The 15394-nt window shown below is 58.1% G+C and carries 19 protein-coding genes and 1 pseudogene; all 20 read left to right on the top strand.

What is annotated here, in order from left to right; genetic code table 11:
- Nucleotides 1–614, top strand: a 614-nt coding sequence (gene glyA / locus KGL31_12715) for a serine hydroxymethyltransferase (GenBank protein MDE2322751.1), incomplete at its 5' end; no start/stop codon positions are given.
- Nucleotides 615–635: 21 nt separating this feature from the next.
- Nucleotides 636–1109 carry a transcriptional regulator NrdR gene (nrdR, locus tag KGL31_12710; protein MDE2322750.1) on the top strand — a complete coding sequence of 158 codons (474 nt, stop codon included), beginning with the start codon at nucleotides 636–638 and terminating at the stop codon, nucleotides 1107–1109.
- A 43-nt stretch (nucleotides 1110–1152) separates the two neighbouring features.
- On the top strand, nucleotides 1153–1962 hold the full coding sequence (gene ccsA, locus KGL31_12705) for a cytochrome c biogenesis protein CcsA (GenBank protein ID MDE2322749.1): 810 nt from the start codon (nucleotides 1153–1155) through the stop codon (nucleotides 1960–1962).
- A 1-nt stretch (nucleotide 1963) separates the two neighbouring features.
- Nucleotides 1964–3232, top strand: coding sequence for a glutamyl-tRNA reductase (locus KGL31_12700; protein MDE2322748.1), 1269 nt, complete (start codon nucleotides 1964–1966; stop codon nucleotides 3230–3232).
- Nucleotides 3233–3242: 10 nt separating this feature from the next.
- Nucleotides 3243–4190 (top strand): hydroxymethylbilane synthase, encoded by a 948-nt coding sequence (gene hemC / locus KGL31_12695; GenBank protein MDE2322747.1) that lies wholly within the window; start codon nucleotides 3243–3245, stop codon nucleotides 4188–4190.
- Nucleotides 4190–5707: a uroporphyrinogen-III C-methyltransferase gene (gene cobA, locus KGL31_12690; protein MDE2322746.1), complete on the top strand. Its 1518-nt coding sequence runs from the start codon at nucleotides 4190–4192 to the stop codon at nucleotides 5705–5707. The genes hemC and cobA overlap by 1 nt, the downstream gene beginning before the upstream one ends.
- Nucleotides 5708–5783: 76 nt before the next feature.
- The gene (locus KGL31_12685) at nucleotides 5784–6053 is read left to right on the top strand and encodes a DUF4321 domain-containing protein (protein ID MDE2322745.1); all 270 of its coding nucleotides are present in this window, start codon (nucleotides 5784–5786) and stop codon (nucleotides 6051–6053) included.
- Nucleotides 6050–6634 carry a septum formation protein Maf gene (maf, locus tag KGL31_12680; protein MDE2322744.1) on the top strand — a complete coding sequence of 195 codons (585 nt, stop codon included), beginning with the start codon at nucleotides 6050–6052 and terminating at the stop codon, nucleotides 6632–6634. The genes KGL31_12685 and maf overlap by 4 nt, the downstream gene beginning before the upstream one ends.
- A 322-nt stretch (nucleotides 6635–6956) precedes the next feature.
- Nucleotides 6957–7913, top strand: coding sequence for a hypothetical protein (locus KGL31_12675; GenBank protein MDE2322743.1), 957 nt, complete (start codon nucleotides 6957–6959; stop codon nucleotides 7911–7913).
- 81 nt (nucleotides 7914–7994) lie between these two features.
- On the top strand, nucleotides 7995–9029 hold the full coding sequence (locus KGL31_12670) for a hypothetical protein (GenBank protein ID MDE2322742.1): 1035 nt from the start codon (nucleotides 7995–7997) through the stop codon (nucleotides 9027–9029).
- Nucleotides 9030–9167: 138 nt separating this feature from the next.
- Nucleotides 9168–9460: pseudogene (locus tag KGL31_12665) on the top strand (type II toxin-antitoxin system RelE/ParE family toxin).
- A 9-nt stretch (nucleotides 9461–9469) separates the two neighbouring features.
- The gene (locus tag KGL31_12660) at nucleotides 9470–9781 is read left to right on the top strand and encodes a putative addiction module antidote protein (protein MDE2322741.1); all 312 of its coding nucleotides are present in this window, start codon (nucleotides 9470–9472) and stop codon (nucleotides 9779–9781) included.
- Between the two features lie 146 nt (nucleotides 9782–9927).
- On the top strand, nucleotides 9928–10125 hold the full coding sequence (locus tag KGL31_12655) for a hypothetical protein (GenBank protein ID MDE2322740.1): 198 nt from the start codon (nucleotides 9928–9930) through the stop codon (nucleotides 10123–10125).
- Entirely contained in the window at nucleotides 10101–10415 is a 315-nt protein-coding gene (locus tag KGL31_12650; GenBank protein ID MDE2322739.1) for a type II toxin-antitoxin system RelE/ParE family toxin, read from the top strand. The genes KGL31_12655 and KGL31_12650 overlap by 25 nt, the downstream gene beginning before the upstream one ends.
- Before the next feature lie 54 nt (nucleotides 10416–10469).
- Nucleotides 10470–11063 carry a UbiX family flavin prenyltransferase gene (locus KGL31_12645; GenBank protein ID MDE2322738.1) on the top strand — a complete coding sequence of 198 codons (594 nt, stop codon included), beginning with the start codon at nucleotides 10470–10472 and terminating at the stop codon, nucleotides 11061–11063.
- 203 nt (nucleotides 11064–11266) lie between these two features.
- Nucleotides 11267–11944, top strand: a complete 678-nt coding sequence (locus tag KGL31_12640; protein ID MDE2322737.1) for a MotA/TolQ/ExbB proton channel family protein — start codon at nucleotides 11267–11269, stop codon at nucleotides 11942–11944.
- Between the two features lie 41 nt (nucleotides 11945–11985).
- Nucleotides 11986–12366 (top strand): biopolymer transporter ExbD, encoded by a 381-nt coding sequence (locus tag KGL31_12635; protein ID MDE2322736.1) that lies wholly within the window; start codon nucleotides 11986–11988, stop codon nucleotides 12364–12366.
- Nucleotides 12367–12397: 31 nt separating this feature from the next.
- Complete coding sequence (locus KGL31_12630; protein MDE2322735.1) at nucleotides 12398–13015, top strand: DUF47 domain-containing protein; 618 nt, start codon at nucleotides 12398–12400, stop codon at nucleotides 13013–13015.
- Nucleotides 13016–13075: 60 nt separating this feature from the next.
- The gene (locus KGL31_12625) at nucleotides 13076–14071 is read left to right on the top strand and encodes an inorganic phosphate transporter (GenBank protein ID MDE2322734.1); all 996 of its coding nucleotides are present in this window, start codon (nucleotides 13076–13078) and stop codon (nucleotides 14069–14071) included.
- A 39-nt stretch (nucleotides 14072–14110) separates the two neighbouring features.
- The gene (locus KGL31_12620; GenBank protein MDE2322733.1) at nucleotides 14111–14743 is read left to right on the top strand and encodes a DedA family protein; all 633 of its coding nucleotides are present in this window, start codon (nucleotides 14111–14113) and stop codon (nucleotides 14741–14743) included.
- Nucleotides 14744–15394: the final 651 nt, after the last annotated feature.

Genomic DNA, 15394 nt, shown 5'->3' with positions numbered 1-15394 from the left:
TCGTCACCACCACCACCCACAAGACGCTTCGTGGTCCGCGAGGCGGGATGATCATGTGTAAAGCGGCGTATGCCCCGGTCTTGAACAAGCAGGTCTTTCCCGGGATGCAGGGCGGTCCGCTGATGCACATTATCGCGGCCAAGGCGGTGGCATTTGCCGAGGCGCTCTCGCCGGAGTTTACCTCCTATCAGCGTCAGATCGTCGCGAATGCGAAGGCGTTGGGAGAGGCGCTGCAAGGTCACGGCTTCCGTCTGGTCTCCGGCGGAACCGATACCCATCTTCTCCTGATCGATCTGCGAGGGAAAGATCTGACCGGAAAGGCGGCTGAAATCGCGCTGGATCAGGCTGGTATCACGGTCAACAAGAACGCCATCCCATTTGACGGGGCAAAGCCGACCGTTACTTCGGGCATTCGGATCGGGACACCAGCCGTAACCACCCGGGGGATGCGGGAAGGCGAGATGAGAGAGATCGCGAACCTCATTGCCGACGTCCTGAAAGACGTGTCGAACACTGCGGCCCTGGTTGGGGTCGCGGCTCGAGTGAAAGAGCTTTGTGACGCCTTCCCGTTATACCGAGAACAGCTTGCCCTCTCCTCTCCCCACCTTACGTAGGATCCTCCGAGGGACCCGCGTGTGAAGTGTCCCTACTGTGGCAGTCTCGAAGAAAAGGTCGTCGATTCCCGTGAGGGTAAGGATGGCGCAGTCGTCCGTCGTCGTCGCCAATGCCAGCAGTGTCTCAAGCGTTTCACCACCTATGAACGGATCGAGGAGATCCACTTCATGGTCATTAAGAGCGATGGACGCCGGGAGCCGTTCGACCGGCACAAGATTCTGGCTGGATTACTCAAGGCGACCCAGAAGCGACCAGTCAGCGTCGTCCAGCTCGAAAGGATTGTGGATGAGATTGAGGGCCGCCTTGCGGAGAGGGCGGAGCGCGAAATGCCTTCTACTGAGATCGGTGAGCTGATTATGGAGCGGCTTCACGAGATTGACGAGGTGGCGTATGTCCGTTTCGCATCGGTGTATCGCCAGTTCAAAGACGTCAGTCAGTTCGTTGAGGAGGTCAAGGGCCTCCGGGAAGGGGAGAGGCGTCGGAACGCCCCGTAAAGGATAGCGATGAGTCCTTCGGGGATCGGCTCTCGAAGCGACGATGGAACTTAGCTTCACATACCTTGCATTGCTGTTCTACCTCAGCGCGAGTCTGGCGTATATGGGCTCTCTTGCAACGCGGCCCGGCAAGCTTCTCAGGGCCGCGGGTATTCTGGGCCGGGTCGGGTTTGTCCTGCATACTGGGGCCGTGGTGGTTCATCTCTACCAGCACGGCCGCCCGCCAGCCAATCTCGGCGATTGGCTCTCTTTCTATGCGTGGGCCACGGCGGCGGTATACATCATTGCCGAGATCCACTACGAAAGTAAGGTGGTCGGCTCGTTCGCGATCCCGCTGGTGGTCCTCCTGCTCGGGGCATCGGCAGCCCTGCCCAAGACGATCGAAACCCTGTCCCCGCCGCTGAAGAACTTCGGGGTCTGGGCGCACGTGGTCCTGACCCTCCTCGGGAATGCCGCCTTTGCTCTCGCCTGCTGTGGGGCACTGATGTACCTGGTCCAGGAATGGCTGCTCAAATCCAGACATCCGGGAGTGCTCTTTGAACGCCTTCCCTCATTGAAGCTTCTCGACGATCTGTGCCACTTCAGCCTTACGCTGGGCTTTCCGCTGCTCACCCTTGGCCTGTTGAGCGGCGTGTTGCTGAGCTATTCTGCGTGGGGTTCTTTCCTCTCCTGGGACGGTAGACAGATATGGTCAACCGTCACGTGGGTCTTCTACGCGGCCCTGTTGCATGGACGACTGGCAGGGGGCTGGCGGGGCCGGAAGGCCGCGATTCTGTCGATTATCGGATTCTGCGGGGTAGTCTTTGCTTCCATGTTAGCGAATCTCCTCATCAGAGGGACGCACGCATTTTGATATGGAAATTATCGCCCTTGGTCTGAGCCATAAGACAGCGCCGATTGAGCTCCGGGAGAAGCTCCACATCCCGGAGTCGGAGCTGCCGGAGATTCTGGAAGAGCTCAGTGGGTGCGGGCAGATCCTTGAGCGGATGATCCTCTCCACCTGCAACCGCGTGGAGACATACGCTGTTGTGGACGATGTGGAGGGCGCTCGTCGGTTTCTCGTGGAGTTGCTGGCCGAGCGACACAAGCTCTTGCCGGAAGCCTTCGAGCCGTCGATGTATCTGTTGACCGCCGATCAAGCGATCCGACATATCTTTCGTGTCGCATCGAGTCTTGACGCGATGGTGGTTGGCGAGTCCCAGATCCTGGGCCAGGTGAAGGCGGCGTACGCGGCTGCCCTTGAACGGGAGGCCACGGGCCCGATTCTCAATGCGCTTATGGAAAGGGCGTTTCGCGTTGCGAAGCGGGTCCGAACCGAGACCGGGATTGCCACCTCAGCCGTCTCAGTCTCGACCGCTGCCATCGAGTTGGCCAAGAAGATCTTCGGCGACCTGACAGGTCGTACGGTCATGCTGATCGGGGCCGGGAAGATGTCGGAGTTGTCGGCCAAACATCTGCTGGCCGATGGCGTGGGCACGGTTCTCGTAGCCAATCGGAATTTCGATCGCGCGGTGGAGTTGGCCGAGCGATGGGGCGGCCGGGCCGTTCGGTACGATTTCGCCAAGCTGGAGATGCTCCAGGCGGACATCGTCATCAGTTCGACCGGCGCCCCGCACCAGATCCTCTCCAAGGCCGACTTCGAGGAGATCATCGCGCAGCGCCGTAACCGTCCGATCTTTGTGATCGACATCGCCGTTCCCAGAGATATCGATCCCAAGGCTAATGAGATCGACAATGTGTACCTGTATGATCTTGACGACCTCAAAGGAGTTGTGCAAGCCAACCTTCGTGAGCGGCAGCGCGAGGCGGATCTGGCGGAGGCGATGATCGACCGTGAGGTCAGACAGTTTGCCGGGTGGCTTACAAGCCTCCATGTCGTTCCGACGATCGTGGCCATGCGCAAGAAGATAGAATCGATCCGCGAGGAGGAACTCCAAAGGATTTTTGCGAAGTTGCAGGACTTGACGCCGGAAGAGCGTCATGCTATCTCCCTCATGACCGGCTCGATTGTGAATAAGATCCTGCACGATCCGACGATGGAGTTGAAACGCCAGTCGGCCTTGAAAGAGGGCCACCTGTACGTGAATGTGCTGCGCAGGCTCTTCGGTATCAAGGAGGAATAACGTGACCGGTGTGAAGCGTAATGTACTGAAACTGGGTACGCGGGGAAGTCCGCTGGCGCTTTGCCAGGCAGGGCTCGTTTCGGAAAGCCTGACCCGGAATTGGCCCGGCCTGGAAGTCGTCATCATTCCCATCAAGACCTCCGGTGACAAGTTTCTCGATGTTGTCCTTTCGCAGGTGGGCGGAAAGGGCCTCTTTGTGAAGGAGATCGAAGAGGCCCTGCTCGATAGCCGGATCGACCTCGCAGTCCATAGTCTGAAGGATCTGCCTGCGGAGTTGGCGCCGGGCCTTTGCGAAGGAGCCGTCATGCGCCGCGAAGACCCGCTCGATGCGCTTATTGCGAGAAATAGTCTTCGGTTCATGGACCTTCCTCGTGGAGCGAGGATCGGCACCAGCAGTCTCCGCCGACAGGTCCAGTTCCTCCATCGTCGTCTGGATCTCCAGATCGTGTCCCTGCGCGGCAATGTGCAGACGCGGCTGAACAAGCTCGAGACGCTCGACCTTGAGGCCGTAGTTCTCGCGGCGGCTGGTCTTATCCGCCTTGGTCTGCAGGATCGGATTACTGAGCGCCTGCAGCCGGATCTGTGCCTGCCGGCCATCGGTCAGGGGGCGCTGGTGATCGAAATCCGGGAGGACGATCGGCGAACGGCCGAACTTGTGGAGACGCTCAATCATCGTGAGACGCGACAGGCCACGATGGCGGAACGGGCGTTCCTGCGGCACCTTGGCGGGAGCTGCGTGACGCCGATCGCTGCCTTCGGCGAGATTGAGGGCGAGGCGCTCGTTCTCACTGGAATGGTTGCGGGTCTGGACGGTAAGCGGTTGCTCAGGAACGCCGTTCGTGGGGCGGCCGGCGCGCCTGAGGCGGTGGGGCGGGCGCTGGCGGAGACGCTGCTCGCCGCTGGGGCTGAGGAGATCCTTCGGGAGGTGAATGCCCAGCTCTCGGAGAAGGCTCGATGATGGGGAAGGTCTATCTCATCGGCGCCGGGCCGGGTGATCCCGGCCTTTTTACGCTGCGTGGCGTTACATGTCTCCGCGAGGCCGATGTGATCGTCTACGACTACCTTGCCAACCCGCGTCTGCTTTCCTATGCCAGGCCTGACGCCGAGCTGATCTATGTCGGCAAGAAGGGCGGCAACTCGGATGTGGCCACACAGGCCGAGATCGATCGTCTGCTGATCGAGAAGGCTCTGACCGGAAAGGTGGTGGCGCGACTGAAAGGGGGCGACCCATTCATTTTTGGGCGGGGCGGCGAAGAAGGGGAGGAGCTATTCCAGGCAGGTATTCCCTTCGAGGTCGTTCCGGGGATCACCTCAGCGATTGCCGTACCGGCGTATGCAGGCATCCCTCTTACTCACCGCGACTACACCTCCTCCGTTGCCATTCTGACCGGACACGAGGATCCTTCAAAACAGACTTCCCTGATCGCCTGGGAGAAGGTGGCGACCGGCATCGGAACATTGGTGTTCCTGATGGGCTGCGGTAATCTTCCGACTATTGTTGACAAGCTCCTCGAGTATGGTCGGTCCAAAGATACGCCTGCCGCCGTCATGCACTGGGGTACGAAGCCTGAGCAGGAGACGGTCGCCGGTACGCTCGAAAATATCGTAGCGCTTGCTCAGATGCGCGGATTGGGACCACCGGCAGTTCTGGTAGTCGGCGATGTCGTCCGGCTTCGCGAGCGGCTGAACTGGTTCGAGCGGCGGCCACTCTTCGGAAAGCGAATCCTGGTGACCAGGACTCGTGAGCAGGCGGGTCGATTTGCCGAGTTGCTCGAAGGACAAGGAGCGGAGGTCGTGGAGGTCCCCCTCATCGAGATTGTACCGCCCAAAAGCTGGAAGCCCATGGATCAAGCCATCGAGCGGCTTGAGGCCTATGGGTGGGTGATCTTTACCAGCGTGAACGGCGTCGATGCCTTTTTCCGCCGGCTACGGGAGCATCGTCAGGATGCCAGACGCCTGGGAGCTGCGAGGATTTGCGCCATCGGATCTGCGACCGCTGATACGCTTGAGAGACACAACATTATCCCCGATATTGTTCCGGCAGAGTTCCGGGCCGAAGGGGTCATCGAGGCGCTTACGCCTTATGATCTGCAAGGCGCGAAGATCCTGCTGCCGCGGGCCGAAGTCGCGCGGGATCTCTTGCCGATAGAGCTTGAGCGGCGAGGCGCAACCGTCGAGGTGGTGCCTGTCTACAGGACGGTGCGATCACCCACTGCCAGGGACCTCTTAAAGCCGCTTTTGCAGGACCGGAAGATCGACCTCGTCACCTTCACCAGCTCCTCCACCGTCACCAACTTCGTAGAGGCACTGGCCCAGGAAGACCTCAAGACGATCTGCGAAGGGGTACGCGTTGCGTGCATCGGTCCTATTACGAAAGAGACAGCCGAACGCTTCGGCCTCACCGTCGATATCATGCCACAGCAGTACACCATCCCGACCTTCGCGGCAGCAATTGCCGATTATTTTTCGGCTTAGCGCCGAATCCGCGGCGAGTCGATTGACGGCGGAGGAGAAGGTCTGACACCGTAAGGATCACGGAAGGGAGGATTGGTTGGCTAAACGAGATGACAGCGTCATCGTTTTGTTGGTAATCCTCATCTTGGGGGCACTGATAGGCACCGTGATAGGAGAGGTCATCGCGACCATGGCGCCTGGCGGGACAATAGAAAAGATCTTCAGCAAGGGGATCAACCCGGGGCTCTCTCCGCCTGCGACGCTCGACCTGAAGGTCCTGAACATCTCCTTCGGTTTCACTGTGAAGATCAACCTCTCAAGCCTGCTGGGCATCGGTCTGGCCCTCCTGCTCTATCGGAAATTATGATTATCCTGGCTTCCGCGTCTCTCCGTCGGGAGGCGCTTCTACAGTCGCTGTGGGTCGAGCACCGGATCATTCCCAGCTTGGTTGACGAAGCGGATCCGCTGCCCGGGACAATGACGGCATCCCACGCGGAAACCCTGGCTCTTCGAAAGGCAGCCGACGTGGCAGCTCGGGTAGGGGAGGGGTTGGTCCTTGGCGCCGACACCATCGTCGAATGCAGCGGTCGCCCTCTGGGTAAACCGAAAGATCAGGGCGAGGCTCGCGAGTTTCTGCAACTGTTGAGCGGTCGGAGTCATCTGGTCGTGACGGGGCTTGCGCTCGTGCAGGCTGGCGATGACAGAACCGAGGTCGGACACGAGGTGACTGAGGTACAGATGCGAGCCTTGACGGATCAGGAGATCGACGCTTATGTGCAGACGGGTGAGCCGTTTGACAAGGCCGGTGGCTACGCGATCCAGGGCGCTGCCGAGGGTTTCATTGAGAGGATCAAGGGCAGCTTTACCAACGTAGTCGGCCTCCCGCTCGGCAGGCTGCGCACACTCCTCCTGCGATTCGGCATCGATCCGCTCCATCGGCAGGTCTGAGGGCAGGCTTTAACGAGCAGCCATCAGGAGTTGACAGCGGTACTCTGGCCAAGCCCATAGGGCCTCCGCCCCGCACGTACCCCGTCAGCCATCGGGAATCTGGGTTAAAGGGGGCTACATGCCCAAGCCTGAGTTGTTGGGTATCATCCATATCTGATAAAAGGGCTATCCAACAGTTGGGTCCTATTCAAACGTTTTGTTCAAGAGTATTTCAAGGGTCTGTCATGAGTATCGTGTTGCATTGCACATATCAATATCGTAGAGTCCGTCCAAGAGGTGTCGGCTAATATCTGTTAGGCAGTTGTGTATCGGAGGTCAGAAAATGTGGTCTTGGTTCGGGCGAGGCAAGCAGAGCAAGAATCTCACGATCGCACAATCTGGCGACAAATTCGTAAAGGTTAAGGTTAAAGACATTGACTTCTTTGGTCCTTTCTCAGAATCCAGTAATCGCCGCTACCTTGTGGCGTGGTCTGACTTCGATTCTTCGTCAGGACGTGGAGGATTCCGAGAAGGGGGACTTGGAACCTACATCTTGGCTGAATATGGAACCGTAGTCGCCATTGGCAATGCAGAAAGACCTAACGATGGCAAGGTTGCGGACAATGGCGCGTTCATATTCAATGACTGGATGTTTGGAGAAGGGCTTAAGGGCACATTCTTGGCTTTTGACAGGAACGGCAATAACATCCTTCGCCACGGGTTCTCTGCAAACCTTTTGAATAACGGCATTTCCTGCAACGGCGAGTATGCCGTATGCCAACTGTGCAACAGCGACACCGAGGACGGGAGTATTCTGGCCTTTTTTGATTTGAGAGATGGAAAGCTTCTCTGGAAGAAAATCCCAGAAACAGGGTGGGCTCATGAATACACGTTTGACATCGAGAAACGTCTGCTAACCCTCACCTACCGAGACACTGGCCAGTTTACCTACAGCTTTGATGGGGCATTTCTGGATCAGGCCAAGTGGGAAAAAGTCTCTTTCGAACGGGCTACTGGTTTTGAACTCCACCTCCGTGCCAAAGAGAAGCTCACTCTCGCCAAACGGACAGGGGCTAAATCGGATTTCCTAAGCATCCTTGAGCTACTTGGGATTGCGCTCCGACGTGGCGTGGATCAGTACCCAAACGAACAGGCAGCTATCTACAGAACGATGGGTGAAATCAAAGAAATGCTCGGCGAATCATCTGAGGCGCTCGCCCTATACGAAAGAGCTTTAAGCCTCAACCCCAAAGTTGGGTTAAAGCGCAAGGTTGCTGCAATGAAGGCTGGCCATGCCTAACCTTACGGTCGAGAGGGACGCTCCGCAAGCGGGCTTCATCCGCCCGCTCTGCGCCGCTCACCTTCAACGTTAGGCCTACTGATGGCTGGCAAGCGGCAACACTTCCTCCCCCGATTCCTTCAGGAAGGCTTTGCGAGCCATACGAGTGGCGACGCGGCATTCACATGGGTCTACCGGAAAGGGGCGCCGCCCTTTAACGCGAACATCATTAACGTCGGTGTTGAGGGCCTGTTCTACACGGAGGAAGATGACACGCAGGCAGATGACCTCATCACAGATGCGGAGGGCCCCTTCAGCACGCTAGTGCAGACCCTTAGGACAAGCACACCCGCTGCTGTATCAGAGCCACAGATCCCACGGCTGATTGCTCATCTCGAAGTACGGACAAGGCATCTGAGGCAGAGCTTCCTCCGAGCGGGCGACTTCCTCGTCTCCAGGCTTCTTGATTTCATGGCCGACGAGCAGGCGTTTATCGCCTACTTGGAAAGACAATTCCGCAAGGATCCTTCCATCCTTCGAGACTCGATGTCGAAGGAGATCGCGAGACAGGGACTCCCACAGGTGTTACTTCAACCGCTCATCCAGCTAAGCGCTCCGATCCTCCCTGCGCTCATGGCGAAGCTTAGACCGATGCTGCCGAAGTTGGCCGAGGCGCTACGCTTGACCCTTCCAAAGACGCTGAAGGACGCCGCCAAATCGGGCCACATCAGAGCTTTGAAGAAGACGATCTCTCCGGAAGTCAAAATCCAGCGATACGAGAGTCTCGCCTACTCGGTAGTCGAAGCCGCCGACGGTCCTCTGCTCCTGGGAGATTCCGTGATCCTATTTCGCGTGCAAGGGCCAAGACCCTACAAGACGTTTCTTGATAAGGACGATGTCCTGAGCTCGGTCATTCTGCCATTGAGCTCCACGAGAGCTGTCGTCGGCGCATGCGAACCCGTCGGCGTGTTGCCGCCCGACCTTTTACGAGCAACCGCCCGCTGCTCGCTAGAGTACTTTATAGCTGCGGCGAAAACTGACGCGAACAACATCCTTAAGGACGAGATTGGGGAAGATGCGGCTCCTATCACGAGAGTAGAGCTGGAAGAAATAATCAGTGAGTTGATAAAGAAGTAGATGGGCCCAACCACGCCTTCCAACAGACGCGCCGCAAAGGGCGCGCTGCTGGAGCGAACGTTCGGCCCTGCCGGTGCAGGTGTCGTGGCGGAGTGAATGATCATTGACAAGCTGTAATCGTTCGATTACACTCTTTCTATGTTCTTGATCAAACCCCTGCCCGAATTTACCGAATGGCTGGACGGGCTGTCCGATGCGTCGGTGCGCGGGGTGGTCGCGGCACGCATCAAGCGTCTGGAGCGCGGCTTGATGGGGGACGTGGAGCCAGTCGGCGACGGGGTATGGGAGTTGCGCATTCATTTCGGTGCAGGCTGGCGCATTTATTTCGTGCAGCGTGACGGTCAGTTGATGGTGTTCTCGTTGGCGGCTCCAAGCGCACCCAGAAGACTGACATCAAGCGCGCCGAGGCATTAGCGGCGCTCTTGGACTAAGTGAAGGAGATGACCATGACCCAACGTATCAAAGTGGCTGACTTGCCCGCGTTTGATGCCGCGCCGTATCTCGACAGCGAGGCGGCGATTGCGGCTTACCTGACGGATATTCTAGAAGCGAACGATTCGGCGTTGCTGGCGTCGGCCTTGGGAGATATCGCTCGGGCGCGTGGCATGAGCGAGATTGCCAAGGCATCCGGACTGACCCGCGAAGCCTTGTACAAGGCGCTCAGACCCAATGCAACGCCGCGCTACGATACCATCGCTAAAGTCTGTAGGGCGCTGGGGGTGCGGCTGGTGGCCCAGGCGATTCATGCGTGAGTCTCCAAAGTCTGAGCCGCGGTAGGCTGCTCAACCTGAACACCCACTCCCTTCATGTGGTAGACTATGGAGAATATGCGGATCGTGCACACTTGGCGCATAAGTCAGTGATGGCGTACAATAAGTTTGTTGCCGGAGGTCTTCCCATGAGAGCAAAGGAAACCGTAAGGGAGCTGCTCGATCGTTTGCCGGATGACTGCAGCCTGGACGATGTGCTCTATCATCTCTACGTCGTTCAGACGATTCAGCAGGGTCGTGCTGAGGCTGATGCAGGGTATCTTATCAGTCACGCCCAGGTTGCAGAGGCGCTCCGGCAGAAATGGCAGCTCGGCGTCGGCCAGTAGTCTGGACTCCCAGCGCGCAGGCTGCACTCGATGGTGCGCTCGAGTACATCGCTCAAGAGTCGCTCGAAGGCGCGCAACGAGTCCTTCATGCTACGCTTGATCTCACCACATCTCTTGAGACCCTCAGCGAGCGTGGGCGTATCGTCCCTGAGCTTGATGATCCTTCGGTTCGCGAGGTCTTCGTCTATTCATATCGCCTCATCTATGAAGTCCGGGGGTCGGAGGTCCGCATAGTTGCTTTCCTTCATGGAGCGAGAGACTTCGCTCGCTGGTGGCGGGCTCAGACTTGAAGTCGGGTGATTCGATACGGTTGTAACCACCTTCGCAGCAATGCGCACAGAGCCATGGTAAAGCAGATTGAAGCGAAGCGGGAGTACATTCTCGGCATCACGGGGGCGAGCGGGGCGGTCTTGGGCATTCGCACGCTCGAAGTGCTCCGCGAGCTTGGGCTGCCTGTCCACCTGATTGTGTCCGAAGGGGCGAAGGCGACTCTTCGAGAAGAAAGCGGACGCACGGTGGAGGACCTCAAGCACCTCGCCACCTTTTTCCACGAGGATCGGGACCTCGGCGCGTCCATCTCAAGCGGCTCCTATGTCTCGCCAAACGTGAGCGCAATGATTGTCTCGCCTTGTTCGATGAAAAGCCTGGCGGCCATCGCCACCGGCTACGCCGAGACCTTGATCGCCCGAGCGGCTGATGTTGTCGTGAAGGAGGGGAAGCGTCTTGCGCTGGTGGTGAGGGAGAGCCCCTTTACCGCCATCCATCTCGAACAGATGTTGACATTGGCAAAATCGGGCGTCAGAATCATTCCGCCGGTACCGCCGTTCTATCAGAGGGCGACAACGGTCGAGGAGTTGGTGGATCAGATCGTCGGGCGGGTGCTGGACCAGATCGGGCTATACACCGACCTACCGAATCGATGGCGGGGCACAGGATAACGATCCTGGTACTGCTGGTGATTACCCTCACCTGACTCGTTATCTGCTTCCGTTCGCTGCTATTCCATGCTATACAATAAAGGTAAGTGACCAGTAAGATGGTTAGACTGAAGGCTAAAGGAAAGCCGAAGTACATAAAGTATCAAGCACCGCGTAACGTTCGCGGTAGGTTATACAAGACCCTATATGAAGGATAATCTAGCATGATGGGACAGGGATTCTTGCAGGTTATTGCCAATGGCGGGATCACGATGGTGGTCCTCGGAATATTTTCGATCTTTTCGCTCGCGGTGATCGGCGAGCGGTTCTATACATATTACAAGGCTCAGCAAGCTACCGGACAGGTGGCCGAAAAGGGGTTACAGTATGTGGCGGATGGGAAAATGGCTGAGGCGCTCCGCCTCTGTGAACGGAATAGCGGCAGCCCAGTTGCCAGGGTCCTGGAGGCCGGTCTCCTGGCCATCATCGATCGGGAACATCCGGTTCTTTCCGACAAGCAGTTTTCGCGTCGGCTGGAATCGTGCAAGGGGGCTATGCAGCGAGCTACCTCCACGGAAATCTCCCGCCTGGAACGGTATTTGGGGTCATTGGCGACCCTGGGCAATGTCAGCCCGTTCGTCGGCCTCTTCGGGACGGTTCTGGGGATTATTCGAGCCTTTGAAGCGATTGCCAAGACGGGATCCGGCGGGATTGGTACCGTATCCGCCGGGATAGCCGAGGCGCTCGTGGCAACAGCCGCCGGCTTGTTTGTGGCGATTCCCGCGGTCATCGCGTACAACTATTTCGTCGGTAGAGTGAAGCTTTTTACCGCAGCAATGGATAATGCGGCTTCAGCAATGGTGGATAGTTTGTTGGATCAGGCCGCTCATCACGAAGACTGAAGAGGACAGACATGCAGGCGAACGGTGGAAAAGATCGGCGAATGCTTTCGGAAATCAATGTGACCCCTTTGGTGGACGTCACACTCGTCTTATTGATCATCTTCATGGTGACAACCCCGATGCTCCAGCGAGGGACCGATGTCCAGCTCCCGACAGCACAGGCGTCGCAAGTGAAAGAGGAGCAGCGCGTCACCTTGACGGTGACGAAGGACAGCCGCATTTTCGTCAATAATGAAGAGGTACCCCGGCAGGAGCTTGAAGCCCGCCTCAAATCCATGGCCGGACCTGGGAAGGAGCGGGTTCTGTACCTGCGCGGCGATGCCAGGGTCCCTTACGGGTTCGTCATTGATGTGATGGATGCCATTAAATCGTCGGGTATCGAGACGGTTGGGATGATCACCGAGCGAGGGGGGTCCAGATAATTCGCTTTACGGTTGTGAGGCTGCACCCGGTATGTTCAGACTGATCCCACGGGAAGAGAAATTCTTTGAGTTCTTCGATAAGGCGGCCAATAACATATTGGAAGGCGCAAAAGTCCTCGTTCAGATGACGGATGAACCCGGCGCGGACTTTCAGGAACGATGGAAGCGACTCGAGGAGCTCGAGCACGTGGGAGACAAAATCACCCACCAGATTATCCGAAAGCTGAACCGGACATTCATTACCCCCATCGACCGCGAAGACATTCACAGTTTGGCCGTGGCGCTGGATGACGTCATGGACCTGATCGAGGCATCGGCCTCTCGCATGAATCTTTACAAGATCAAGCAGCCCACCGAGGAGGCCGGGAAGCTTGCTCAGGTCATCCTGAAATCGGCGGAGGAGATTGTCAAGGCGGTGTCGAACCTCGAGCGGATGGACGATGTCATGGAGCATTGCATCGAGATCAATCGACTGGAGAATATGGCCGACGACATCAGCCGAGAGGCGATTGCCGGTCTCTTTGACAAGGGACACGATCCGATGGATGTGATCAAGTGGAAGGAGATTTACGAGACGATGGAGATGACCACCGACGGGTGTGAAGATGTGGCCAACATCGTCGAATCAGTGGCATTGAAGAGCGCCTGATCCCCGTGATTCCTCTCGTCGCGAACATACCACGCTATCCCGCCGTATAACAACCCGCCTATGCTGAAGTTTGTTGTTCTGAGTATCCTGATCGCGCTGATCTTCGACTTCATTAACGGCTTTCACGATGCCGCCAATTCGATCGCGACTGTGGTGTCCACCCGCGTGCTCTCGCCGATGCAGGCCGTGATCTGGGCCGCGTTCTTCAACTTTGTCGCTGCATTCGGCTTCGGGGTCAGCGTGGCGACGACCATCGGAAAGGGGGTCGTCCGACCTGAGGCGATCAATGAATATGTCATCCTGGCCGCCCTCGTCGGCGCCATTGCGTGGGACCTGATCACCTGGCACTATGGCATTCCAAGCAGTTCGTCCCATGCGCTGATCGGAGGGCTGGCCGGGGCGGCGATTGTCAACGCCGGCATCTCGGCCCTGATCCCAGCCGGCATCTACAAGATCCTTCTGTTCATCGTTCTTTCCCCGCTGCTGGGTCTTGTCCTGGGATTCGGGATCATGGTAGCCGTCATCTGGGTCTTCTGGCGGTTTCGCCCTAGTCGGGTAGACCGCTGGTTCAGGCGGCTGCAGCTTGTCTCGGCTGCGCTGTACAGCCTTGGACATGGGACCAATGACGCTCAAAAGACGATGGGAATCATCGCGGGCCTCTTGTTCAGCGCGGGCTACCTGGGTAAGGAGTTCTACGTCCCGATCTGGGTCATCCTGGCCGCCCATGCGGCGATCGGTCTGGGAACACTGGCCGGCGGCTGGCGTATTGTCAAGACGATGGGGATGCGGCTGACGAAGCTCAGGCCGGTCGGCGGCTTCTGCGCTGAAACTGCGGGGGCCGCGACACTGATCGGCACCGCCATTGCGGGCATTCCGGTCAGCACTACTCATACCATTACCGGCGCCATTTCCGGGGTCGGGGCGACCAGCCGTCTCTCGGCGGTGCGGTGGGGGGTGGCCAGACAGATTGTCTGGGCCTGGATCCTCACCATTCCCCTCTCTGCCGCCATCGCCGCCGCCTCATTTGCTCTCATCAAACTCTTCCTGTTTTTCTAGATATGGATCGCATGACCCTGACGTAGTTTGGAGCAAGAGATGTTCGGACTGTCCCCCCACGAACTACGGGCCTTGATGGCGCCCTATGTGGCGCACTGGGGATACCTCCTCATTGGCGTGATCGTAGTGCTTGGTAATGTCGGAGTCCCGGTTCCTGAGGAGACGGCATTGCTGGTCGGCGGCTATTTTGCGGCGAAGGGGAAGCTGAGCCTCTGGGGGTTGATTCCGACGGCGATTGCGAGCGCTACCGGCGGGGACAGTCTGGGGTACTGGCTTGGAAGTCGCGCGGGGCGACGACTCCTCATACAGTATGGAGCGGCGTTAGGGGTGACGCAGCAACGATTGGCGCGAACTGAAAAGTTGTTCGGACGATACGGTCCCAGGACGGTCTTCCTCGCCCGCTTCGTCGGCGGTCTTCGATTCATGGCGGGACCCATGGCCGGGGCATTGGGTATGCCTTTCCCTCGCTTCTTCCGCTACAACCTGGCTGGGGCGGTGGTGTACTGTTCGACGATTGTCTGCCTTGCATATTTTTCAGCCCACTTCTTCGACCGGGTGGTCCACCTTATAGCTATGGCAAACTGGATTCTGGCCATCCTTGTGCTCTTGGCGACAGTGGGTTTCGTCGGATGGTGGTTGTGGCGCGTGCGACTTCAGTATAGCAAGGGCTGAGTCGAATATGCGCGGGCGGCTGCCGAATTTACCGCGCCTCTAGGGCCGTCCGTTCGCGGCGCTCCTGCCACCGCGCCAAGTAGGGCGTAGATGGTTGGCAGCGCCGGCAATGTAAGAGATCCGACTTTTTTCTTGACACATCCGGTGCTCCGCAGTTAATATTTTGTGGTGATGATCGACCGTCATGCAGGAGGTCGTCATCGGACAATCGAATCGATTCCTCGATAGGTGAGGCTCCCGCGCAACACACAGGCCACTGCCCCAAAGCGTCCAGAGACGCGTGATGGCGGGGTAGAACAGGGATTCTCGGATTAAGGGTCTCTCTAAGGTGGCTGAGGCGGCAACGCTTCTGACGGGGCGCGGAGCTGAAGCTTGAGCGAGCAGGGGAACCGGATCGGCGCTCGTGGACCGGTCCGGGGAAACTTAGAGGCCCTTTTCCTCGCTCTGAGGGAAAGGGCTTTTTGCGTTTCCCCATGCGGTAGAACTTCTTGGAGAGGAGATGATATGGACGGTGGCACTAGCCAGCCTCCGTTAGGAGGCGATTCCCCCACGGGAGCCGTGGAGTCGCAAGTCTGAGCCGATAGACCTCATCCCTTCACGCCTATCACCTCGTACTTCGCGTCCCCACGGAGCTCCGTGGCCGATGCGGGG

The organism is Candidatus Methylomirabilota bacterium, assembly GCA_028870115.1.
Taxonomy (GTDB): Bacteria; Methylomirabilota; Methylomirabilia; order Methylomirabilales; family Methylomirabilaceae; genus Methylomirabilis.
The sequence above is the reverse complement of the archived record's forward strand: the minus strand, read 5'-3'. Positions and strand labels throughout refer to the sequence as shown.